The organism is Mycobacterium sp. NGS51 (genome assembly GCF_059812525.1).
Map to the genome: position 1 here is coordinate 109,710 of NZ_JCALCV010000016.1, position 18,665 is coordinate 128,374.

General features: G+C 67.4%; 17 protein-coding genes and 1 pseudogene. 11 read left to right on the plus strand and 7 right to left on the minus strand.

Annotation, left to right across the window (positions count from 1 at the left end; translation table 11 throughout):
* Positions 1–71: 71 nt before the first annotated feature.
* From AC5Y5W_RS19145 to AC5Y5W_RS19165, 5 genes and pseudogenes are all read left to right on the plus strand, one after another.
* Positions 72–1,352: a DUF7847 domain-containing protein gene (locus AC5Y5W_RS19145; RefSeq protein ID WP_500022518.1), complete on the plus strand. Its 1,281-nt coding sequence runs from the start codon at positions 72–74 to the stop codon at positions 1,350–1,352.
* Positions 1,352–2,005 carry a DUF4129 domain-containing protein gene (locus tag AC5Y5W_RS19150; RefSeq protein WP_500022508.1) on the plus strand — a complete coding sequence of 218 codons (654 nt, stop codon included), beginning with the start codon at positions 1,352–1,354 and terminating at the stop codon, positions 2,003–2,005. Before AC5Y5W_RS19145 ends, AC5Y5W_RS19150 begins: the two co-directional genes overlap by 1 nt.
* Positions 1,987–3,147, plus strand: a complete 1,161-nt coding sequence (locus AC5Y5W_RS19155) for a DUF4350 domain-containing protein (RefSeq protein ID WP_500022509.1) — start codon at positions 1,987–1,989, stop codon at positions 3,145–3,147. The genes AC5Y5W_RS19150 and AC5Y5W_RS19155 overlap by 19 nt, the downstream gene beginning before the upstream one ends.
* A gap of 65 nt (positions 3,148–3,212) precedes the next feature.
* Positions 3,213–4,180 (plus strand): annotated as a pseudogene (locus tag AC5Y5W_RS19160) (AAA family ATPase); the annotation flags it as partial.
* The gene (locus AC5Y5W_RS19165) at positions 4,180–5,502 is read left to right on the plus strand and encodes a DUF58 domain-containing protein (protein WP_500022510.1); all 1,323 of its coding nucleotides are present in this window, start codon (positions 4,180–4,182) and stop codon (positions 5,500–5,502) included. The pseudogene AC5Y5W_RS19160 and the gene AC5Y5W_RS19165, both read left to right, overlap by 1 nt.
* Positions 5,503–5,504: 2 nt before the next feature.
* On the opposite strand, the gene AC5Y5W_RS19170 is transcribed toward AC5Y5W_RS19165, so the two are convergent.
* Complete coding sequence (locus tag AC5Y5W_RS19170; protein ID WP_500022511.1) at positions 5,505–6,497, minus strand: stage II sporulation protein M; 993 nt, start codon at positions 6,495–6,497, stop codon at positions 5,505–5,507.
* 133 nt (positions 6,498–6,630) lie between these two features.
* Here AC5Y5W_RS19170 and AC5Y5W_RS19175 point away from each other — a divergent pair, with 133 nt between their 5' ends.
* Complete coding sequence (locus tag AC5Y5W_RS19175) at positions 6,631–7,464, plus strand: RDD family protein (RefSeq protein ID WP_500013934.1); 834 nt, start codon at positions 6,631–6,633, stop codon at positions 7,462–7,464.
* A 1-nt stretch (position 7,465) separates the two neighbouring features.
* Here the strand turns inward: AC5Y5W_RS19175 and AC5Y5W_RS19180 are convergent, their stop codons facing one another.
* A complete protein-coding gene (locus AC5Y5W_RS19180; protein WP_500013936.1) occupies positions 7,466–7,852 on the minus strand; it encodes a hypothetical protein in 387 nt (128 codons plus the stop codon).
* Positions 7,853–7,930: 78 nt separating this feature from the next.
* Between AC5Y5W_RS19180 and AC5Y5W_RS19185 the strand changes: the two genes are divergently transcribed.
* The gene (locus AC5Y5W_RS19185) at positions 7,931–9,190 is read left to right on the plus strand and encodes an MFS transporter (protein ID WP_500013938.1); all 1,260 of its coding nucleotides are present in this window, start codon (positions 7,931–7,933) and stop codon (positions 9,188–9,190) included.
* Between the two features lie 66 nt (positions 9,191–9,256).
* On the plus strand, positions 9,257–10,021 hold the full coding sequence (locus AC5Y5W_RS19190) for a PadR family transcriptional regulator (protein ID WP_500013939.1): 765 nt from the start codon (positions 9,257–9,259) through the stop codon (positions 10,019–10,021).
* Between the two features lie 33 nt (positions 10,022–10,054).
* On the opposite strand, the gene glpK is transcribed toward AC5Y5W_RS19190, so the two are convergent.
* Positions 10,055–11,617: a glycerol kinase GlpK gene (gene glpK, locus AC5Y5W_RS19195; RefSeq protein ID WP_500013941.1), complete on the minus strand. Its 1,563-nt coding sequence runs from the start codon at positions 11,615–11,617 to the stop codon at positions 10,055–10,057.
* Between the two features lies 1 nt (position 11,618).
* On the opposite strand from glpK, the gene AC5Y5W_RS19200 reads away from it, so the two are divergent.
* The 3 genes from AC5Y5W_RS19200 to AC5Y5W_RS19210 are packed head-to-tail and all read left to right on the plus strand — an operon-like array spanning position 11,619 to position 14,607.
* Positions 11,619–12,410: a class I SAM-dependent methyltransferase gene (locus AC5Y5W_RS19200; protein ID WP_500013953.1), complete on the plus strand. Its 792-nt coding sequence runs from the start codon at positions 11,619–11,621 to the stop codon at positions 12,408–12,410.
* 18 nt (positions 12,411–12,428) lie between these two features.
* Entirely contained in the window at positions 12,429–13,916 is a 1,488-nt protein-coding gene (locus AC5Y5W_RS19205) for a glutamate-cysteine ligase family protein (RefSeq protein WP_500013943.1), read from the plus strand.
* A 10-nt stretch (positions 13,917–13,926) separates the two neighbouring features.
* Positions 13,927–14,607, plus strand: coding sequence for a class I SAM-dependent methyltransferase (locus tag AC5Y5W_RS19210; protein ID WP_500013944.1), 681 nt, complete (start codon positions 13,927–13,929; stop codon positions 14,605–14,607).
* 14 nt (positions 14,608–14,621) lie between these two features.
* On the opposite strand, the gene egtE is transcribed toward AC5Y5W_RS19210, so the two are convergent.
* From egtE to egtB, 4 genes are read right to left on the minus strand one after another with little or no spacing between them, the layout of a single operon-like run.
* Complete coding sequence (gene egtE / locus AC5Y5W_RS19215; RefSeq protein WP_500013946.1) at positions 14,622–15,755, minus strand: ergothioneine biosynthesis PLP-dependent enzyme EgtE; 1,134 nt, start codon at positions 15,753–15,755, stop codon at positions 14,622–14,624.
* Positions 15,752–16,717: an L-histidine N(alpha)-methyltransferase gene (egtD, locus tag AC5Y5W_RS19220; protein WP_500013948.1), complete on the minus strand. Its 966-nt coding sequence runs from the start codon at positions 16,715–16,717 to the stop codon at positions 15,752–15,754. The genes egtE and egtD overlap by 4 nt, the downstream gene beginning before the upstream one ends.
* The gene (gene egtC, locus AC5Y5W_RS19225; RefSeq protein ID WP_500013949.1) at positions 16,717–17,406 is read right to left on the minus strand and encodes an ergothioneine biosynthesis protein EgtC; all 690 of its coding nucleotides are present in this window, start codon (positions 17,404–17,406) and stop codon (positions 16,717–16,719) included. Before egtC ends, egtD begins: the two co-directional genes overlap by 1 nt.
* Positions 17,406–18,656: an ergothioneine biosynthesis protein EgtB gene (egtB, locus tag AC5Y5W_RS19230; protein ID WP_500013955.1), complete on the minus strand. Its 1,251-nt coding sequence runs from the start codon at positions 18,654–18,656 to the stop codon at positions 17,406–17,408. Before egtB ends, egtC begins: the two co-directional genes overlap by 1 nt.
* Positions 18,657–18,665: the final 9 nt, after the last annotated feature.

The window sequence follows — 18,665 nt, forward strand, 5'->3', positions numbered from 1 at the left end:
AGACCTTGCGAGACATTGAGAAATACCCTCGTGGCCGACAGGATGGGAGTCATGATCGACGACGGCGCCACCTGGTGAGCACGCCGCCGTTCGACTACCCCGAATACCCCGAGGGGTGGAACCCGCCGCCGGGTTACGGTCCCCCGGGATACCCCCCGGCGGGCTATCCGCCCCCTGGGTATGGACCTCCGGTCGGCGGGCCGCCGCCGGGGTATGGGCCGCCACCCGGCTATCCGCCTCCGCCTGGTTACGGATCGCCGCCTGGGTACCCGCCGCCGCCCGGCTACGGCGGCCCGCCGCCCGGCTACGGGGGTCCGCCGCCTGGCTATGGGAATCCGCCGCCTGGCTACGGCGGCCCGCCGCAGTTCCACCCGGGCGGGTTCCGGCCGGGGATCATCCCACTGCGCCCGTTGGGACTCAGCGAAATCTTCAATGGCGCAGTCGGCTATGTCCGGGCCAATCCGAAAACAGCCCTCGGGCTCACGGCGATCATCGTCGTGATCACACAGGCCATCGCGTTGATGATCGCGGCCGGACCGATTGCCGGCACCAGTCGGCTCGCGACGGCATCGCCCGACGAGCCCACTGGCGGTGATGTGGCCGCCGGGCTGATCTCGGCTGCTGCCAGCGGCCTCATCACCTGGCTGGCGGGGATCCTGCTCAGCGGCATGCTCACCGTCGTCGTCGGCCGCGCGGTATTCGGGTCCACGATCACGATCGGCGAAGCCTGGACGAAAATCCGCGGGCGGCTGCCGGCACTGCTGGGCCTGGCGGCACTGGAAGCCGTCGGCGCGATACTGCTCGTCGGTCTGGTGGCGCTGCTCATCACCGCGGTGGGCGCCGTCGGCAGCGGCGCCGCAGCGTTCGTTTTCGGTCTTCCGTTGGTGCTGGCCCTGATCGCAGCGTTGGGCTACTTCTACACCGTGCTGTCGTTTGCGCCGGTGCTGATCGTGCTGGAACAGCTGCCCGTCATGGACGCCATCACCAGATCCGTTGCGCTGGTCCGCAACAGCTTCTGGCGTGTGCTCGGTATCCGGTTGCTGACCTCTGTCGTGGTGTTCGTCATCGCCGGTGCCGTCGCGGCGCCGTTCAACTTCGTCGGCCAGCTTATGGCCGACCCGTCCAGCGGGCCCACACTGATCGGTTTGACGATAGGCGCCGTCGGATCGGCAATAGGCCGAATCATCACCGCTCCATTCAGCGCCGGTGTGGTGGTCTTGCTTTACACCGACCGCCGCATCCGCGCCGAGGCGTTCGACCTGATCCTGCAGACCGGTGCCGCCGGCGGTCCGGCAGCGCCACATTCCACCGACTACCTCTGGCTGACCCATCCAGGCATGAGGATTGGCTGATGCCGACTATCGACATCGACCGCGATGCCGCACACGAGGCTGCGCAACGCGAACTGGCCAAACCGATCTACCCCAAAGCTTCGCTGACACAACGATTCCACGATTGGGTCGACGAACTACTCTTCCGCCTGATCGAAAAGGGCTCTGCGTTGCCCGGCGGATGGTTCACCATAGCGGTGCTACTCGTTCTGCTGGCGGTTGCGCTGCTGATCGCGATCCGGGTGGCGCAGCGCACAATACGCACTCGCCGTGGCGGCGACTACCAGTTGTTCGACGACGGACCACTCAGTGCCGCCGCGCACCGGGCTACCGCGGACGGTTTTGCCGCTGAAGAGAATTGGACCGCAGCAATTCGGCACCGGCTGCGCGCGATCGCCCGCGCGCTGGAGGAGACCCGCGTACTCGAGCCCGCTCCCGGCCGTACCGCCAACGAGCTGGCCCGCGACGCCGGCGCGCGCATACCGCGGGTTGCCTCCGAGTTCGCCCGGGCCGCTGCGGCTTTCAACGACGTCACCTACGGCGAACTGCCCGGGACATCAGCCGCCTACCAGATGATTGCCGACCTTGACGACCATCTGCGATCCGGTTCGGCGACCGACGTGCCGGCAGCCGACCACTCGACAGCACTGGGCCCGTGGGCGGCGGTGCAGTGACGGCCACCGGCTCGTCGACGCTGGTCAGACGTTGGCGAACCTGGCGGTGGGTCCTGTTGACACTGGCCGCTCTCTGTGTTGTCGCGGCGGTCGGCACTTACCTGACCGCGGCACGGCCGGGTGGCCGGATGGATCCGACGGCCACCGGACCGGACGGCGCACATGCATTGGTGGCGCTGCTGGCCGCCGGAGGAGTCGACGTCGTCGCCGTCGACACCGTTGCCGATGTGGAACGGGAGATGCGCTCGGGGAGCCTGCTGCTGATCGGGCAGAGCCAGTACGTCACCGATGACGCACTGCTGCACCGGCTCGCCGACGTCCCCGGTGACCTGCTGCTGGTCGAGCCGACGTCGCGGGCCCGCGCCGCATTGGCGCCGGACATCCGCAGCGGCGGCGCCAGCACACCGGAGAGCAAGCCGGATTGCGCGCTGCGCGCAGCGAATAGCGCCGGATCGGTACAGTTCGGCCCGACCAACACCTTCAGTGCTGCGTCAACAGCTATCGGCCATCACCAGATCACCAGCTGCTACGGCGGTGCGCTGGTCCGCTACCGCGACAGTGAACGCACCGTCACCCTGGTGGGCAGCACCGACTTCATGACCAACGGTGGCCTGGGGCGCGCCGGTAACGCCGCGCTGGCGATGAACCTCGCCGGCGAACGCGCTCGCCTGGTCTGGTACGCGCCGCAGCGAGTCGAGGGCGAATCGAGTTCCGCGGCAACCATCTTCGATTTGATCCCCGACAATGTCAGCTGGATGGTCTGGCAACTGTCGCTGACAGTGTTACTGATCGCGCTGTGGAAGGGCCGCCGGATCGGCCCATTGGTCGCCGAGGACCTGCCGGTGGTCGTGCGCGCGTCGGAGACGGTCGAGGGCCGCGGCCGGTTGTACCGTTCGCGGCGGGTCCGCGACCGCGCGGCACAAGCTCTGCGTGCCGCGGCGTTGCAGCGGCTGTCCCCCCGTCTCGGCCTGAGCCCGACCACGCCCGCGCCCGCGGTAGCGAGGGCCGTCGCGCAGCGCAGCGGCGCCGACGCGGACTCGGTGCGGCATACGCTGTTCGGGCCGCCCCCAGCCACCGACACCGACCTGGTGGCGCTGGCCCGTGCGCTCGACGACATCGAAAGGCAGGTCGCACACTCATGACCCGCGCTGGCGACGATGCAGAGCGAAGCGATGAGGAGGAGCAGCGCTTATGACCCAGTCGGCCCCCGCATCCGCACCGCCCGCGGCTGCCGAATCGGCACGTCAGGCGTTGTTGGCGTTGCGCGCCGAGATCGCCAAAGCCGTCGTCGGACAGGACGCCGTGATCAGTGGTCTGGTCATCGCGCTGTTGTGCCGAGGCCATGTGCTGCTCGAAGGTGTTCCGGGTGTGGCGAAAACGCTGTTGGTCCGTGCGATGGCCGCGGCGCTGCAGTTGGAGTTCAAACGGGTCCAGTTCACCCCGGATCTGATGCCCGGCGACGTCACCGGCTCGCTGGTCTACGACGCCCGCACCGCCGCTTTCGTGTTCCGCGCCGGCCCGGTGTTCACCAATCTCATGCTGGCCGACGAAATCAACCGCACGCCACCCAAGACGCAGGCCGCTCTGCTGGAAGCCATGGAAGAGCGCCAGGTCAGCGTCGACGGTGAACCACGGGCGCTGCCCGATCCGTTCATCGTCGCCGCGACACAGAATCCGATCGAATACGAGGGCACCTATCAGTTGCCCGAAGCGCAACTCGACCGATTTCTACTCAAGCTGACAGTGCCGCTGCCAGCGCGTGATTCGGAGATCGCCATCCTCGGACGGCACGCGCACGGCTTCGATCCGCGTGACCTGTCGGCGATCCGACCGGTGGCCGGCAGCGTCGAGCTGACCGCCGGGCGCGAGGCGGTGCGCCAGGTAATTGTCGCCGACGAACTGCTGGGCTACATCGTCGACATCGTCGGCGCCACCCGCCACTCACCGGCACTGCACCTTGGCGTATCGCCGCGTGGCGCAACGGCGTTGCTGGGCACCGCCCGGTCGTGGGCGTGGCTGTCCGGGCGCAACTACGTCACGCCCGACGATGTGAAGGCGATGGCCCGGCCCACCCTGCGGCACCGGGTGATGCTACGCCCAGAAGCCGAGCTGGAAGGCGCCACCGCCGACGGGGTGCTCGACGGAATACTTGCCTCGGTTCCGGTGCCCCGCTAGTGGTCCTGACTGGACGCGCTGGGCTGGTTGCGCTGGCCGGTGTTCTGCCGGTCGCGTTATCGCCCTGGCCGGCAACGGCTTTTCTGGTGCTGCTGGTGCTGCTGCTGATGGCGGTGGCCGTCGACGTCGGGTTGGCCGCAAAGATCAGCGCCCTGCGGTTCAATCGTTCGGGGCCGGCGTCGGTGCGGCTCGGCGAGTCAGCGAATGTCGGTCTGCTGATCCACAACGGTGGCCGGCGTCGGTTTCGCGGCCAGATCCGCGATGGCTGGCCACCCAGCACGCGCGCCGAACCTGGTGTTCACACCGTCGACATCGCTGCCGGTCAGGTACAGCCGGTGGCTACCTGCCTGCGGCCGGCACGCCGCGGCGATCAGCGGACGGCGGTGGTCACGGCACGATCGTTCGGGCCGCTGGGCCTGGCGGGACGGCAGTGGTCGGCACCGGTAGCCGGGACCGTGCGGGTGCTGCCACCGTTCCTGTCCCGCAAGCACCTCCCGGCACGCCTGGCCAAGCTGCGCGAGATCGATGGGCTGTTGCCGACGTTGACCCGCGGCCAGGGCACCGAATTCGACTCGCTGCGAGAGTATGTCGTCGGCGACGACGTCCGCTCGATCGACTGGCGCGCCACCGCCCGTCGCTCCGACGTGGTGGTTCGAACTTGGCGGCCCGAGCGTGACCGTCGGGTCGTCATTGTGCTCGACACGGGACGCACGTCGGCCGGCCGTGGCGGTGTCGACCCCACCGCCGGCGATCCGGGCGGATGGCCGCGGCTGGACTGGTCGATGGATGCCGCGCTGCTGTTGGCGGCACTGGCATCCCGGGCCGGCGACCACGTCGACTTCCTCGCCCATGACCGCGTCACGCGGGCCACGGTGTTCGGATCGCCGCGGACCGAGCTGCTCGCACAGCTGGTTGACGCCATGGCGCCGCTACGCCCCGAGCTCATCGAATCCGACGCCGCGGCAATGGTTTCCGCAGTATTGCGACGGGTTCGGCGGCGTGCGCTGGTGGTGCTGTTGACCGACCTCAACGCCGCTGCTCTCGACGAAGGACTGCTGCCGGTATTGCCGCAGCTCTCCGCCAGGCACCAGGTGATCATCGCCGCGGTGACCGATCCGCGCGTCGACCGGCTCGCTGCCGGCCGGGCCGATGCGGCTGCGGTGTATGACGCGGCGGCGGCCGAATGGTCCCGCAATGACCGGGACCGGATTGCCTCACGGCTGCGCCAGGGCGGCGTGGACGTGGTCGATGCGCTACCGACCGAGCTGGCGCCCGCGCTGGCAGACCGCTACCTGGCGATGAAGGCCACCGGACGGCTCTAGGGTCAGCCGGTAGGTAGCACGTCGGGTGCGTCGGCGATGTCTCCGGTCTCCGCGGCCAGGACGGCGCGCCGACCGAAGTACACGACGTAGGCCAGAAACGCTGCCTCGGCCGCGATCCCGATACCGATCCGCACAAACGTCGGCAGCGGTGATGGGGTCACCGCCGCTTCGATGACACCCGAAACGAGTAACACCGCCACCAGTCCGACCGCGATCGCGACGACGGCGCGACCCTGCTCGGCTAGCACCTGGACCCGGGGGCGCTGTCCGGGTGAGATCACCGCCCAGCCCAACCGCATCCCGACGGCGGCGGCCAGAAACACCGCCGTCAATTCCAGCAGCCCGTGCGGAATCAGCAGGCCGAGCAGGACGTCGCCCTTGCCTGCCTGGAGCATCAAACCGCCGATGGCGCCGAGGTTGGCGGCGTTTTGGAACAGCACAAACGGGATCGGCACGCCCAGCACGACGGCCAACGCGATGCACTTCGCGGCGACCCAGGCGTTGTTGACCCATACCTGCAGGCCAAACGCCACGGCCGGATGCTCGCTGTAGTACGCGGCGACGTCATGGTTGACCAATTCGTCGATGTCGCTTGGGGTTCCGATGGTGGCCTGCACCTCGGGGCTGCCGGCCACCCACAGCGCAATGACGCCCGCCACAGCGAAGAACGCCAGACCCGTCGCCAACCACCAACGCCACGCGCGGTAGGCCACCACCGGGAACGACACCGTCCAGAATCGGGTGAACTCGCTGCTGACCGGAGCGTGCGCGCCGGTCACCGCGGCGCGGGCGCGGGCCACCAAAGTCGACAGGCGGCCGATCAGCGCCGCCTCCGAGGATGCTGAGCGCAACATCGACAGGTGCGTCGATACCCGTTGATAGAGCTCGACAAGTTCGTCGATCTCCGGGCCGGTGAGACGACGACGGTTACGCACCAGCCGGTCGAGCCGGTCCCAGGCGCCGCGGTGCGCAAGCACAAAGGCGTCGACGTCCACCTGCACGAGGCTAGCGGCGATCGCAAACTCGGCGAAGCCGAGAGCAGCGGGTCGCCGCCATAGAGGCAGCGGCGATCGCAAACTCGGCGAAGCCGAGAGCAGCGGGTCGCCGCCAATGGGTAGCGTTCGCAGTATGTCGGAGGTCGTGACGGGCGATGCCGTGGTGCTCGATGTGCAGATCGCGCAGTTGCCGGTGCGCGCGGTCGGAGCGTTGATCGACATCGTCGTCATCATCGTCGGTTATCTGCTCGGATTGATGTTGTGGGCGGCCACACTGACCGAGTTCGACGACGCCGCAACTGCCGCCATCCTGATCATCTTCACGGTGCTGGTGCTGGTCGGGTATCCGCTGGCCTTCGAAACGGCGACCCGCGGCCGGACGGTCGGCAAAATCGTGATGGGGCTGCGAGTGGTATCCGACGATGGTGGTCCGGAACGTTTCCGCCAAGCGCTGTTCCGGGCCCTGGCGTCGCTGGTGGAAATTTGGATGCTGTTCGGGAGCCCCGCTGTGATCTGCAGTCTGCTTTCACCGAAAGCCAAACGAATCGGCGACATCTTCGCCGGGACGATGGTGATCAGCGAACGCAGCCCGAAATCGAATCCGCCCCCACCCATGCCGCCGTCACTGGCGTGGTGGGCCGCGTCGCTGCAATTGTCCGGCCTCAGCTCGGGGCAAGCCGAGCTGGCGCGCCAATTCCTTTCTCGGGCACCGCAACTCGATCCGGGTCTGCGTTATCAGATGGCTTACCGGATCGCCGGTGATGTGTTGGCGCGCGTCGCTCCACCGCCCCCGCCCGGAACTCCGCCGCAACTCGCGCTGGCCGCTGTGCTCGCCGAGCGACACCGCCGGGAACTGGCACGGTTGCGCCCGCTGGCAGCACCGGTCCCCGGGCCGCCTCCGCAGAACTGGCCGCCGCCCCCACCATCCTGGCCTGCGCCGGGCGGGGGTTTCACACCGCCTCGTTGAGTTACTGGACCACCGTCGCGGCGACGATCACGATGTCGATGACCAACAGCACCAAGGCGATCACCGGAACCACGATGCCCCACCGGCGGCGAGCCGTGAAGAAGGAAATGACAATGGTCAGGGCCGCCACCACCGGCGCGCCGTAGAAGAGGACACCGAAACTGATTCCGTTCGGCCCGAGATTGGGGCACTGCTTGTCACTGCACGCAGCCGTGCTCATCACGGCACCGAGCGTAAAGATCAGCACCGCGGCGGCGGCCGGCACCGTCAACAGCGCGAGCACCCAGTTCACCCAGAGACGCAACCGGCCACTGCGGTCGGCGTCGTTTTGGGGTACTGCCGGTTCGGCGCCGGCGGCGATCTTCACGTCGCGGTTTTCGTCATTCATCCGTTCAGTGCTACCCAGCCCGCCGCGACGGGTAAACCTTCCCAGCTTCAGTTCAACTTCGCTGGCTACCGTGCCGGCATGACAAGGACGGCCGGCGCCGCCGAGGCGATCCCGGCACGGCTGGCGCGTGCGCTGGACTTGTTGAACTTCTCGCTGGCCGACGTGCGCGACGGTTTGGGTCCCTATCTGTCAATTTATTTGTTGCTGACCTATCAGTGGGACCAGGCCTCGATCGGGTTCGTGATGGCCATCGGCGGGATTGCGGCAATCGTGGCGCAGACGCCGGTGGGTGCGGTGGTCGACCGCACCACGGCCAAGCGGGCACTGGTGATCGCCGGAGCGGTGATCGTCACTGCGGGGGCCCTGGCGATGCCACTTTTTCCCGCGTTCTACTCGATCTCGGCGTTACAGGCGGTTACCGGGATCGCCGGTTCGGTGTTCGCTCCCGGCCTGGCGGCAATCACCCTGGGCGTGGTGGGGCCGGGCAGTTTTGCCCGGCGGATCGGGCGCAACGAGTCGTTCAACCATGCCGGCAACGCCGCCGCCGCGGCCACCACCGGTGGGCTGGCCTACTTCTCTGGCCCGGCGGTGGTGTTCTGGGTGCTTGCCGCCATGGGCCTGCTCAGCGTGGTGGCCACACTGCGGATCCCGGCCCAGTGCATCGACCACGACGTGGCGCGCGGCATGGACCACGCACCCGGGCAGGCTCATCCGCAGCCGTCCCGATTGGCGGTGTTGCTGCACAACCGGCGGTTGGTGATCTTCGCCGCCGCGGTGGTGGCGTTTCATTTCGCCAACGCGGCCATGCTGCCGCTGGTCGGTCAGGTGCTGGCACTGCAGAACAAGGAGCGGGGCACCGCGCTGATGGCGGCTTGCATTGTGGCAGCCCAGCTGGTGATGATGCCGGTGGCCTATATCGCCGGCGCGAAGGCCGACAGTTGGGGGCGCAAACCCATCTTTTTGGTCGGTTTCGCCGTGTTGGCCGCCCGCGGTTTCCTTTACACGCTGTCGGACAACTCGTCCTGGCTGGTGGGTGTGCAACTGCTTGACGGGGTGGGTGCGGGCATTTTCGGGGCACTGTTTCCCCTGGTCGTGCAGGACGTCACGCATGGCACCGGGCGGTTCAACATCAGCCTGGGCGCTCTCACCACCGCCTGGGGCGTGGGTGCTGCGTTGTCGAATTTCGCCGCCGGTTGGATCGTGGTGGTGGCGGGCTACCACGCGGCATTCCTGGCCTTGGGCGCGCTGGCCGGCGGCGGATTCGTCCTCTACCTGTTCGCGATGCCGGAAACCGGTCCAGCGGCGACGAATGTTTCTCCCACCGTTGCATCACGATAGTTTCCGATATATCGTTGCTGTATCGCTCACGCACCAGACGTGACGCCATCAGAAACGAGACACACCATGAGCACACCTTTCCGCCCTTACGGAATGCCCTTCGTCGGTGGCCCCCCAGCGGGCTTCGGCCCTGGCCCACAGGTTCATAGCGCGGTGCACGAAAAGCGCCACTCGGCTCGATCCGACGTCCACGGGAATCTCCGCAGCCATGGCCGCGGGCACGACAACCCGGGCGGTGCGAAATTCGGAGCGGGGTTGGGCCGCGGGTTCAAACCCGGCGGCTTCGGGCCCGGCGGGTTCGGGCCCGGCGGGTCAGGCCCCGGCGGGTTCGGTTTCGGACTCGGCTTTGGCCCCGGCCCGCGCGGTGGTCGCCGCGGAGGCCCGGGCCGCCGCGGTCGCCGCGGCGACGTCCGTGCCGCCATCCTGGTGCTGTTGGCCGAGCGGCCGATGCACGGTTACGAGATGATCCAGGAGATCGCCGAGCGCAGCCAGGACCTGTGGCGGCCAAGCCCGGGCTCGGTGTATCCGACCCTGCAGTTGCTGGTCGACGAGGGACTCTGCGTCGGATCGGAAATCGAGGGAACCAAAAAGCTTTTCGAGCTGACCGAGGAGGGCCGCGCCGCTGCCAAGAAGATCGCGACCCCGCCGTGGGAGGAGATCGCTGACGGGGTCGACCCGTCGCACCTCAACCTACAAACCGCGGTCGGCCAATTGCTCGCCTCGATAGCGCAAGCCGCGCATGCGGCAACTCGTGAGCAGCAGCAGCGCATCATTGACGTCGTCAACAAGGCGAGGCGCGAAATCTACACCGTGCTCAGCGAAGACGAGTAGCGCCTTACCCGCGAGCGGAAAACGTAGGGCACGTTAGGACACGTCGACCCAGTCCAGGGTGCGTTGCACCGCCTTGCGCCAGCCCGCGTATCCCGCGGCGCGCTCGTCATCGCTCCATGCCGGCGACCACCGCTTGTCCTCTCGCCAATTGGCCTGCAAATCATTGGGATCGGCCCAGAACCCCACCGCCAGACCGGCGGCGTAGGCCGCCCCCAGTGCCGTGGTCTCGGCGATCACCGGCCGCACCACGTCGACACCGAGCACGTCGGCTTGGATCTGCATGCACAGGTCGTTGGCGGTGATACCGCCGTCGACTTTGAGAACCTCGAGGCGCACGCCGGAGTCGGCTGCCATTGCGTCGACCACATCGCGGCTCTGGTAGCAGATCGATTCCAGCGTCGCGCGGGCTAGATGCGCGTTGGTGTTGTACCGCGACAACCCAACGATCGCGCCGCGAGCATCCGATCGCCAGTACGGAGCGAACAAGCCGGAAAACGCCGGAACGAAATACACGCCGCCGTTGTCGTCGACCTGGCGGGCCAACGCCTCGCTCTGCGCGGCGCCGCTGATGATGCCCAGCTGATCGCGCAACCACTGCACAGCCGAGCCGGTGACCGCTATCGAACCTTCCAGGGCGTAAACGGGTTTGGCGTCGCCGAACTGATAGCAGACCGTAGTCAACAAGCCGTTGGCTGAGCGCACGATCTCTTCGCCAGTGTTGAGCAAAAGGAAATTGCCGGTGCCGTAGGTGTTTTTGGCATCTCCGGGTGACAGGCACACCTGCCCGACCATCGCCGCGTGCTGGTCGCCCAGGATGCCGGTAATCGGCACCTCACCGCCGAGCGGACCGCTGTCCCGCGTGACCCCGTATGGCTGCGGAGCCGACGACGGCGCAATCGCGGGCAGCATCGCCCGTGGTATCCCGAACAACGCGAGCAGCTCGTCGTCCCAGTCCAAGGTCTCCAGATTCATCAGCATGGTGCGGCTGGCGTTGGTGACGTCGGTGACATGCACGCCGCCGCGCGGACCGCCGGTGAGATTCCACAGCAGCCAGGTATCGGCGGTGCCGAATACGGCGTCGCCCTGCTCGGCGGCAGCACGTACGCCGTCGACGTTGTCCAATATCCATTGCAGTTTCCCGCCGGAGAAATACGTCGCCGGCGGCAGGCCGGCTTTACGCCGAATCACCTCCCCGCGGCCGTCTCGGTCCAGCGCCGACGCGATGCGATCGGTGCGGGTGTCCTGCCAGACGATGGCGTTGCAGTAGGGCCTGCCGGTACGCTTGTTCCACACCAGCGTGGTCTCCCGCTGATTCGTAATACCCAGCGCGGCAATGTCTTCGGGTCCAAGGTTGGTTCTGTTCAGCACCGACACCAGCACCGAGGCGGTGCGCTCCCAGATCTCGACCGGGTCATGCTCGACCCAGCCCGCTCGCGGCAGGATCTGTTCATGCTCAAGCTGGTGGCGGCCCACCTCGGCCCCATCGTGGTCGAAAATCATGCAGCGGGTGCTGGTGGTGCCCTGGTCGATCGAGGCGATGAACTCAGCCACTTGCTCTCCTCCGCGGGACGGCGGCCACTGCGTGTAATCGTCCATGATGGTCTATGTGGGCAGACGAACGTTCGACCTCGAGAGCATGCCGCGCGGCGGCCCCAAGGCGTCGTGCCTGGACCGGCTCTTGCAGACTGATCGGCTGGAATATCTGGACCGCGACGACGTCGACGACCGCAAGCACGCGGTAATTCGATCCCTGGACCGCTTCGGGCGACTGTTCGGTCACCACCAGATGTTTGCCCGCATTGCGCTCGACGAGATCGCCGACGTGCCCGATCCCAAGATCCTCGAGCTCGGCTCCGGACATGGTGGGCTGGCCCGGGCGCTGCTGGAGATGCATCCGACCGCCGACGTGACGGTGACCGACATCGAACCCGCTTCGGTGGCCGCGATCGCCGCTGGTGATCTCGGTCACCACCCGCGGGCTGCCGTGCTTCAGATGGATGCGACAGCCATCGATGCGCCCGACGGCTGCTATGACCTGGCGGTGTTCGCGATGTCGTTTCACCACCTGCCGCCGGCGGCGGCGGCCCAGGCGTTGGCCGAAGGGAGCCGCGCGGCGGACACGCTGCTGATCATCGATTTGCCCCGGCCACCGTCGCTGCTGCACATCGCCCAGCTGGCCTCGATGCTGCCGCTGGCCATGGTGATGCCGATGGCACACGACGGTGTGATCAGCTCGCTGCGCGCCTACAGCCCGTCGGCGCTGCGAGCGCTGGCCCGGCACGCCGACCCGGCGATCCAGCTCGAGCTGCGCGGCGGCGGCTTGGTCAATTCCCCGCTTCGGCCGCGCCCGCAGATCGTGGTGGCCAGTCGCTTGCGCGGGCATCGCTGAACCTGTTGCATCGGCGATGTGGGCGAAGAGGTCAAACGGGCCGCGTACAACCATGCGCACCGGCAGGAATACCGACGCAAGGTGCAGTTGTGCCTAGACGTCTTCGAGACGATGCTCGCGCAGTCCAGCTTCGAGTTCGACCGTCCGCTGACCGGGATGGAGATCGAATGCAATCTCGTCGACGACGACTACCAGCCGGCGATGTCGAACCGGCATGTGCTGGCGGCGATCGGCGACCCAGCCTACCAGACCGAATTAGGGGCCTACAACATCGAATTCAACGTGCCGCCCCGGTCATTGCCGGGTCGCACCGCAATCGAGTTGGAAGCCGACGTGCGGGCAAGTTTGAACGACGCCGAGACAAAGGCCAGCGCCGACAACGCTCACATCGTGACGATTGGGATCCTGCCGACGCTGATGCCCGAGCATCTGCGCGGCGGGTGGATGAGCGACTCCACCCGCTATCAAGCTCTCAACGACTCGATCTTCCGCGCTCGCGGTGAAGATCTGCAGATCGACATCGGCGGCGCCGAACCGCTCAGCTTGAATTCCGGCACCATCGCCCCCGAATCTGCTTGCACCAGTATGCAATTGCACCTGCAGGTGTCCCCCGCCGATTTTGCCGACAACTGGAACGCCGCGCAGGTGCTGGCCGGTCCACAGCTGGCGCTCGGCGCGAATTCGCCGTACTTCTTCGGCCATCACCTGTGGGCGGAGACTCGCATCGAACTGTTCACGCAGTCTACCGACACCCGGCCGGACGAGCTGAAAACCCAAGGGGTGCGGCCTCGAGTGTGGTTCGGGGAGCGCTGGATCACGTCGATCTTCGACCTCTTCGAAGAGAACGTGCGCTATTTCCCGTCGCTGTTGCCCGAGGTGTCTGACGAAGATCCGGTCGCCGAGCTCGCCGCCGGCCGTACGCCACAGCTTTCGGAGTTACGTCTGCACAACGGAACCGTGTATCGCTGGAACCGGCCGGTGTACGACGTCGTCGGCGGCCGTCCCCATCTGCGAGTGGAGAACCGAGTGCTGCCGGCGGGACCGACCGTCGTCGACATGCTGGCCAATTCGGCGTTCTACTACGGCATGCTGCGTACTTTGTCGGAGGAAGACCGTCCGGTGTGGACCAAGATGAATTTCTCCGCGGCGCATACGAATTTCCGTAAGGCGGCCCGTTATGGCCTGGACGCTCAGTTGTATTGGCCGGGTTTGGGCGAAGTGACCACCGACGAACTGATGCTGCGGCAATTGTTGCCGATGGCCTACGAGGGCCTGCAGGCCTGGGGTGTCGCCGCTGAGGTGCGCGACCGGTTTCTGGGTGTGATCGAGGGCCGCGCGAAAACCGGCCGTAACGGGGCAACCTGGCAGGTGTCCACGGTGCGGGCATTGCAAGCCGGCGGGATGACTCGGCCCGCGGCGTTGGCTGAGATGCTGCACCGCTACTGCGACCACATGCACAGCAATGAGCCGGTGCACACCTGGGAGACGATGACCACGCCCGAGTAGGTTGGAGCTCATGGCGAATGAAGTGATGGATTGGGACAACGCATACCGGCAGGAAGGCGTTTTCGAGGGACCGCCGCCATGGAATATCGGTGAGCCGCAGCCGGAATTGGCTACCTTGGTCCGGGACGGCAAGGTCCGCAGCGACGTGCTCGACGCGGGCTGCGGCTACGCCGAACTGTCGCTGGCGCTGGCGGCCGAAGGCTACACCGTGGTCGGTATCGATCTCACCGCGACCGCTGTCGCGGCCGCCACCAAGGCTGCGGAAGAACGCGGATTGCGCACTGCGAGTTTCGCCCAAGCCGACATCACCTCGTTCACCGGCTATGACGGCCGGTTCAATACGGTGATCGATTCCACGTTGTTTCACTCGCTGCCGGTGGAGGGCCGCGACGGCTACCTGCGATCGATACACCGCGCCGCGGCGACGGGGGCGGTGTATTACGTCTTGGTCTTCGCCAAAGCCGCCTTCCCGCCCGAGGCGGAGCAGGGGCCTAACACCGTCGACGAGGACGAGCTGCGGGCCGCGGTCAGCAAGTACTGGCAGATCGACGAGATCCGTCCGGCATTCATTCACGCGAACATGCCACCCAGCCCGCCCGATGCCCCAATCCAGCTGCCGGAGTTCCCTAAGGACGACAAGGGCCGGTCGAAACTGCCGGCGTATTTGGTGACCGCGCACAAAGCCGACTGAGAGGCGGCGCGATCTCAGGTGGTGGCCGCGGTCGCCTCGGCCAACGCGGCTGCGAACGTCGCCAACTCGTCGGTGGTGGTGTCGACGTGCGGCGAGATTCGCAATACCGGTTCGGTCAATTCCTTCGGCGCCCGCTCTACGCCCGCAGCCGTCGTCACGATCTGACGGTGATCGATCAGCCAGGACCGCACGACGTCTGGTTGGGCACCGTTGATCGGGACCAGAGTGGTGATCGCGCTCGGCTCGTCGGGTGATTCGACGACCCGCCAGCCGCGCACATCGGCCAGCACGGTGCGGCTGTCACGGCCCACCTGAGCCAGAAGTTGCCGCACCGCCGCCGGTCCAGCGGCCAGATGCTCGCCCAGCGCAACCGAAAAACCCACCCGTGCAGCAATATTGGCTTCACCGAGTTCGAGTCGCTGGGCCACCGACAGCGATGCCACCCATTCGGGCGGCGGCAGCCGCGGCTGCAGCCGCTGTATCAGCGACCGACGCACGGCAAGAGCGCCGACACCGCGCGGGCCGGCGAGCCATTTGCGCGACGACGTGTAGGTGACATCGGCGCCCACCGCACAGTCCACCTGGCCCAGCCCCTGGGCCGCGTCGACAACCAATGGCAAACCCAGCTCGGCACACAGCCGCGCCACCTCGGCCAGCGGCTGCACGATGCCGCGGTGGCTCGCCACTACGGTCAGATGCACCAGCTCCGGCGGGTCGGTGGCCAGCCGCACGGCCGCTTCGTCGATCGCGATCCGTCCGTCGCCGTCGGTTGGCAAGGGGCGGCTGGCGAAACCGTGCGCCGCCACCACCGCCAAATTGGGGCCGTATTCACCCGGCAGGCAGGCCAGGGTCCGGCCGCCCGGCGGCCAACTGCCCAGCAGCAGGTCGAGTGCGTGCAGCGAGCCGGTGGTGAACACCACCTCGGCATCGGGCATGCCGGCCAGCGCGGCGACGGCGGCGCGCCCGGCGTCCAGCACCGGTACTGCGGCGGCCGCGGCGACATAGCCGCCGACTTCGGACTCGTGGCGGGCGTGCCGGGCGCCGGCATCGAGCACAGCCAGGCTCTGCCGCGAGCAGGCTGCGCTGTCCAGGTGCAGCCCGGCGACCGGCGGACGGGCCGACCGCCAGCCGTCTGCCAGCGAGGTCACTTGGCGGCCAGCGACAGCCCGAAGTCGCCGGCGCTGTCGGTCCACCACCGGGTGCGCCGCAGCCCGACAGCGGCCAGTTCGGCGGCCACCGTCTCGGGCCGGAACTTGCACGAAACCTCGGTGAGCATCTCCTCACCGGCGGTGAACTCGACGGTTAGGTCGAGCGCCCGAATCTGCACGCGCTGCGGTCGCTCGGCGCGCAGCCACATCTCCATCCGCTGCTCTTCAGCGTTCCAACGAGCGACGTGCGCGTAGGCTTCGACGTCAAAATCCGCGTCGAGTTCCCGGTTGACCACCGCGAGCACGTTGCGGTTGAACCGCGCCGTCACTCCAGCGGCGTCGTCATATGCCCGGATCAGCCGCTCGGTGTCTTTGACCAGATCGGTGCCCAGCAGCAGAGTGTCGCCCGGCCGCAACACCGCGGCCAGCGAGGCTAGGAACTCGCCACGCGGCTCGGCGGTCAGATTGCCGATCGTTGACCCCAGGAACACGAACAGCCGCCGCCCACCACCGGGAATTTCGGCCAGATGTTCTTCGAAATCACCACAGACCGCGGCAATCTCGATACCGGGATATTCCCGCTGCACTGCGGATGCGGCCACCGACAGCATGTTGGCGTCGACATCGAACGGCACGTATCTGCGTAGCGCGCCGCGATCACGCAACGCATCCAACAGCATCCGGGTCTTCTCGGACGTACCACTGCCCAGCTCGACCAGGGTGTCCGCACCGGTGGCCGATGCCACCTCGGCTGAGCAGCCACGCAGGATTTCGGTTTCCGCGCGGGTCGGGTAATACTCCGGCAGCCGGGTGATTTGGTCGAACAGGTCGCTGCCCACCGAGTCGTAAAACCACTTGGGCGGCAATGATTTCGGAGCCTGTCGCAGACCGTCGAGTACATCGCGCCGCAGCGCCTGATAGGCGGAGTCTGCGGCCAGGTGGTTGGACAGCGTCAGCGTCATCAAGATCCTCTCAGTGCGGTCAAGGTGACGCCGTCCGCGGTGACCTCGACGAGGTGGCGGTCGGGTACGTCCTCCCAGTGCGGGTCGTCGTCGTAGGGTTCGCTGGCCACCACCACGCCGTCGTCGCGGCGCAACACCGATAATGTGTCGCCCCATGTGGTGGCCAACAGCCGGGAGCCGTTCGCCGCCAGGACATTCAGCCGGGCCACGGGGTCAGCCGTCCCGAGCTCCACGATGATGTCAGCAAGGTTGTCACAACCTCGGGTGAAAATCAGCGCGGCGAGAAGTGCGCTGTCACACATGGATTCGGCAGATTGGGTGGGGGGCAGGATCGAGCGGTCGACAATTCCGTTGTGGGAGAGCAGCCACTGGCCATCGGTGAACGGCGCGGCAGCGCTGACTTCGATCGGCATGCCGACCGTGGCCGAACGCACAGCGGCAACGACGCACTGGCTGCGCAGTGCCGGAGCGATGGAATCGAAGGACGCGTCACCCCACAGCGGGGCAGCGCTACGCCACCGCCGCGGTGTCGCGCCGTCGAAAAAGCCTACGCCCCAACCGTCGGCATTCATCAGGCAATGTTTTTGGCGACGCGGCGCATAGGACTGGACCCGCAGACCGGAGGGCGGGTCGAGCATCAGCGCCGAGACGGCGACCTCGCGACCCAGCCAGCCCAGGTGTCGACACATCAGATGTCCCAGGCCAATCGGACGCCGGCGAAGATCTGCCGCCGATAGGGATGATCCCAATTGCGAAAGCTGGGCCGCAGAATTTCCGGTGCGACGGCCCACGACCCGCCGCGCAGCACCCGGTAGTCACCGCCGAAGAATGGCTGCGAATAGCGCCGATAGATCATCGGCGTGAATCCCGGCCACGGCTGCAGCGGTGAGGTGGTCCATTCCCACACATCGCCGAGCGTCTGCTCGACTCGGTAGGCTGACGCCCCGCGCGGGTAGGCGCCGACCGGGGCCGGGCGCAGCGCCGCACCGCCGAGGTTGGCACGCGTCTGGGACGGGTCGTCGTCACCCCACGGGTAGCGGCGCCGCGCACCCGCGGCCGGATCCCACGCGCAGGCCTTCTCCCATTCGATTTCGGTGGGCAGCCGGGCATCTGCCCACGCGGCGTAGGCCTCGGCTTCGAAAAAGCTGACGTGCTGGACCGGTTCGTCGGCGGGGATGCTTTCGACGTGGCCGAACCGGGTCCGGGTGTGACCGTCGGCGTCCCAGAACTGCGGTGCGGTCAGGCCCGCGCTCCGGCAGTGCTCCCAGCCGCGCGTCGACCACCACCGCGGCTGGCGGTAGCCGCCGTCGTCAATGAACTGCCGCCATTCACCGTTGGTGACCGGGACCCGGCCGATCCGGAAGGCCGGGACGTCGACGACGTGTGCCGGGCGCTCGTTGTCCAAGGAAAACGGTTCGTCGGCGGAGTCGACGCCGAGCACGAACGGGCCCGCGGGCACCAGCACCGACGTGCCTGCCAGACCTGGCCGGCCCGACGGCAACGGGGTCCCGGTGGGCAGCAACGCCGAGCCGATCCGCAGATTCAACGCCTGCAACATCGTCTCGTCGTGCTGGTTTTCGTGGCTGACCACCATTCCGAAGACGAATCCGGCATCGGGATCGTCGGGCAGTGCATCCAGGGCGTCGAGCGCCGCCGACCGCACTGTGTCGCAGTATGCGCGAGCCTGTTTCGGTGACAGCAGCGGCAGCTCGACGCGGCTGGCGCGGGAGTGCACGAAGGCGTCGTAGAGGCCCTCGACATCCGGCGGCAACCTCCCCGGCCGATCCGGGGCACCGCCACGCAGCAGCCACAGCTCTTCCTGCTGGCCGATGTGCGCCAGGTCCCACACCAGTGGGCTCATCAACGGGTCGTACTGGCGGCGCAGCTCGGTGTCGTCGAAATCGACCAGCTGCAGCGTCCGCTCTCGGGCCCGAGTCAGAGCGCCGGC

Excerpts from the sequence above, each read along its gene's own strand:
- AC5Y5W_RS19190 (WP_500013939.1), top strand. The coding sequence starts at position 9,257 with ATGAGCACACCTTTCCGCCCTTACGGAATGCCCTTCGTCGGTGGCCCC.
- AC5Y5W_RS19150 (WP_500022508.1), top strand. The coding sequence starts at position 1,352 with ATGCCGACTATCGACATCGACCGCGATGCCGCACACGAGGCTGCGCAA.
- AC5Y5W_RS19185 (WP_500013938.1), top strand. The coding sequence starts at position 7,931 with ATGACAAGGACGGCCGGCGCCGCCGAGGCGATCCCGGCACGGCTGGCG.
- AC5Y5W_RS19180 (WP_500013936.1), bottom strand. The coding sequence starts at position 7,852 with ATGAATGACGAAAACCGCGACGTGAAGATCGCCGCCGGCGCCGAACCG.
- AC5Y5W_RS19200 (WP_500013953.1), top strand. The coding sequence starts at position 11,619 with ATGGTCTATGTGGGCAGACGAACGTTCGACCTCGAGAGCATGCCGCGC.
- AC5Y5W_RS19175 (WP_500013934.1), top strand. The coding sequence starts at position 6,631 with ATGTCGGAGGTCGTGACGGGCGATGCCGTGGTGCTCGATGTGCAGATC.
- glpK (WP_500013941.1), bottom strand. The coding sequence starts at position 11,617 with ATGGACGATTACACGCAGTGGCCGCCGTCCCGCGGAGGAGAGCAAGTG.
- egtD (WP_500013948.1), bottom strand. The coding sequence starts at position 16,717 with ATGACGCTGACGCTGTCCAACCACCTGGCCGCAGACTCCGCCTATCAG.
- AC5Y5W_RS19210 (WP_500013944.1), top strand. The coding sequence starts at position 13,927 with ATGGCGAATGAAGTGATGGATTGGGACAACGCATACCGGCAGGAAGGC.
- egtC (WP_500013949.1), bottom strand. The coding sequence starts at position 17,406 with ATGTGTCGACACCTGGGCTGGCTGGGTCGCGAGGTCGCCGTCTCGGCG.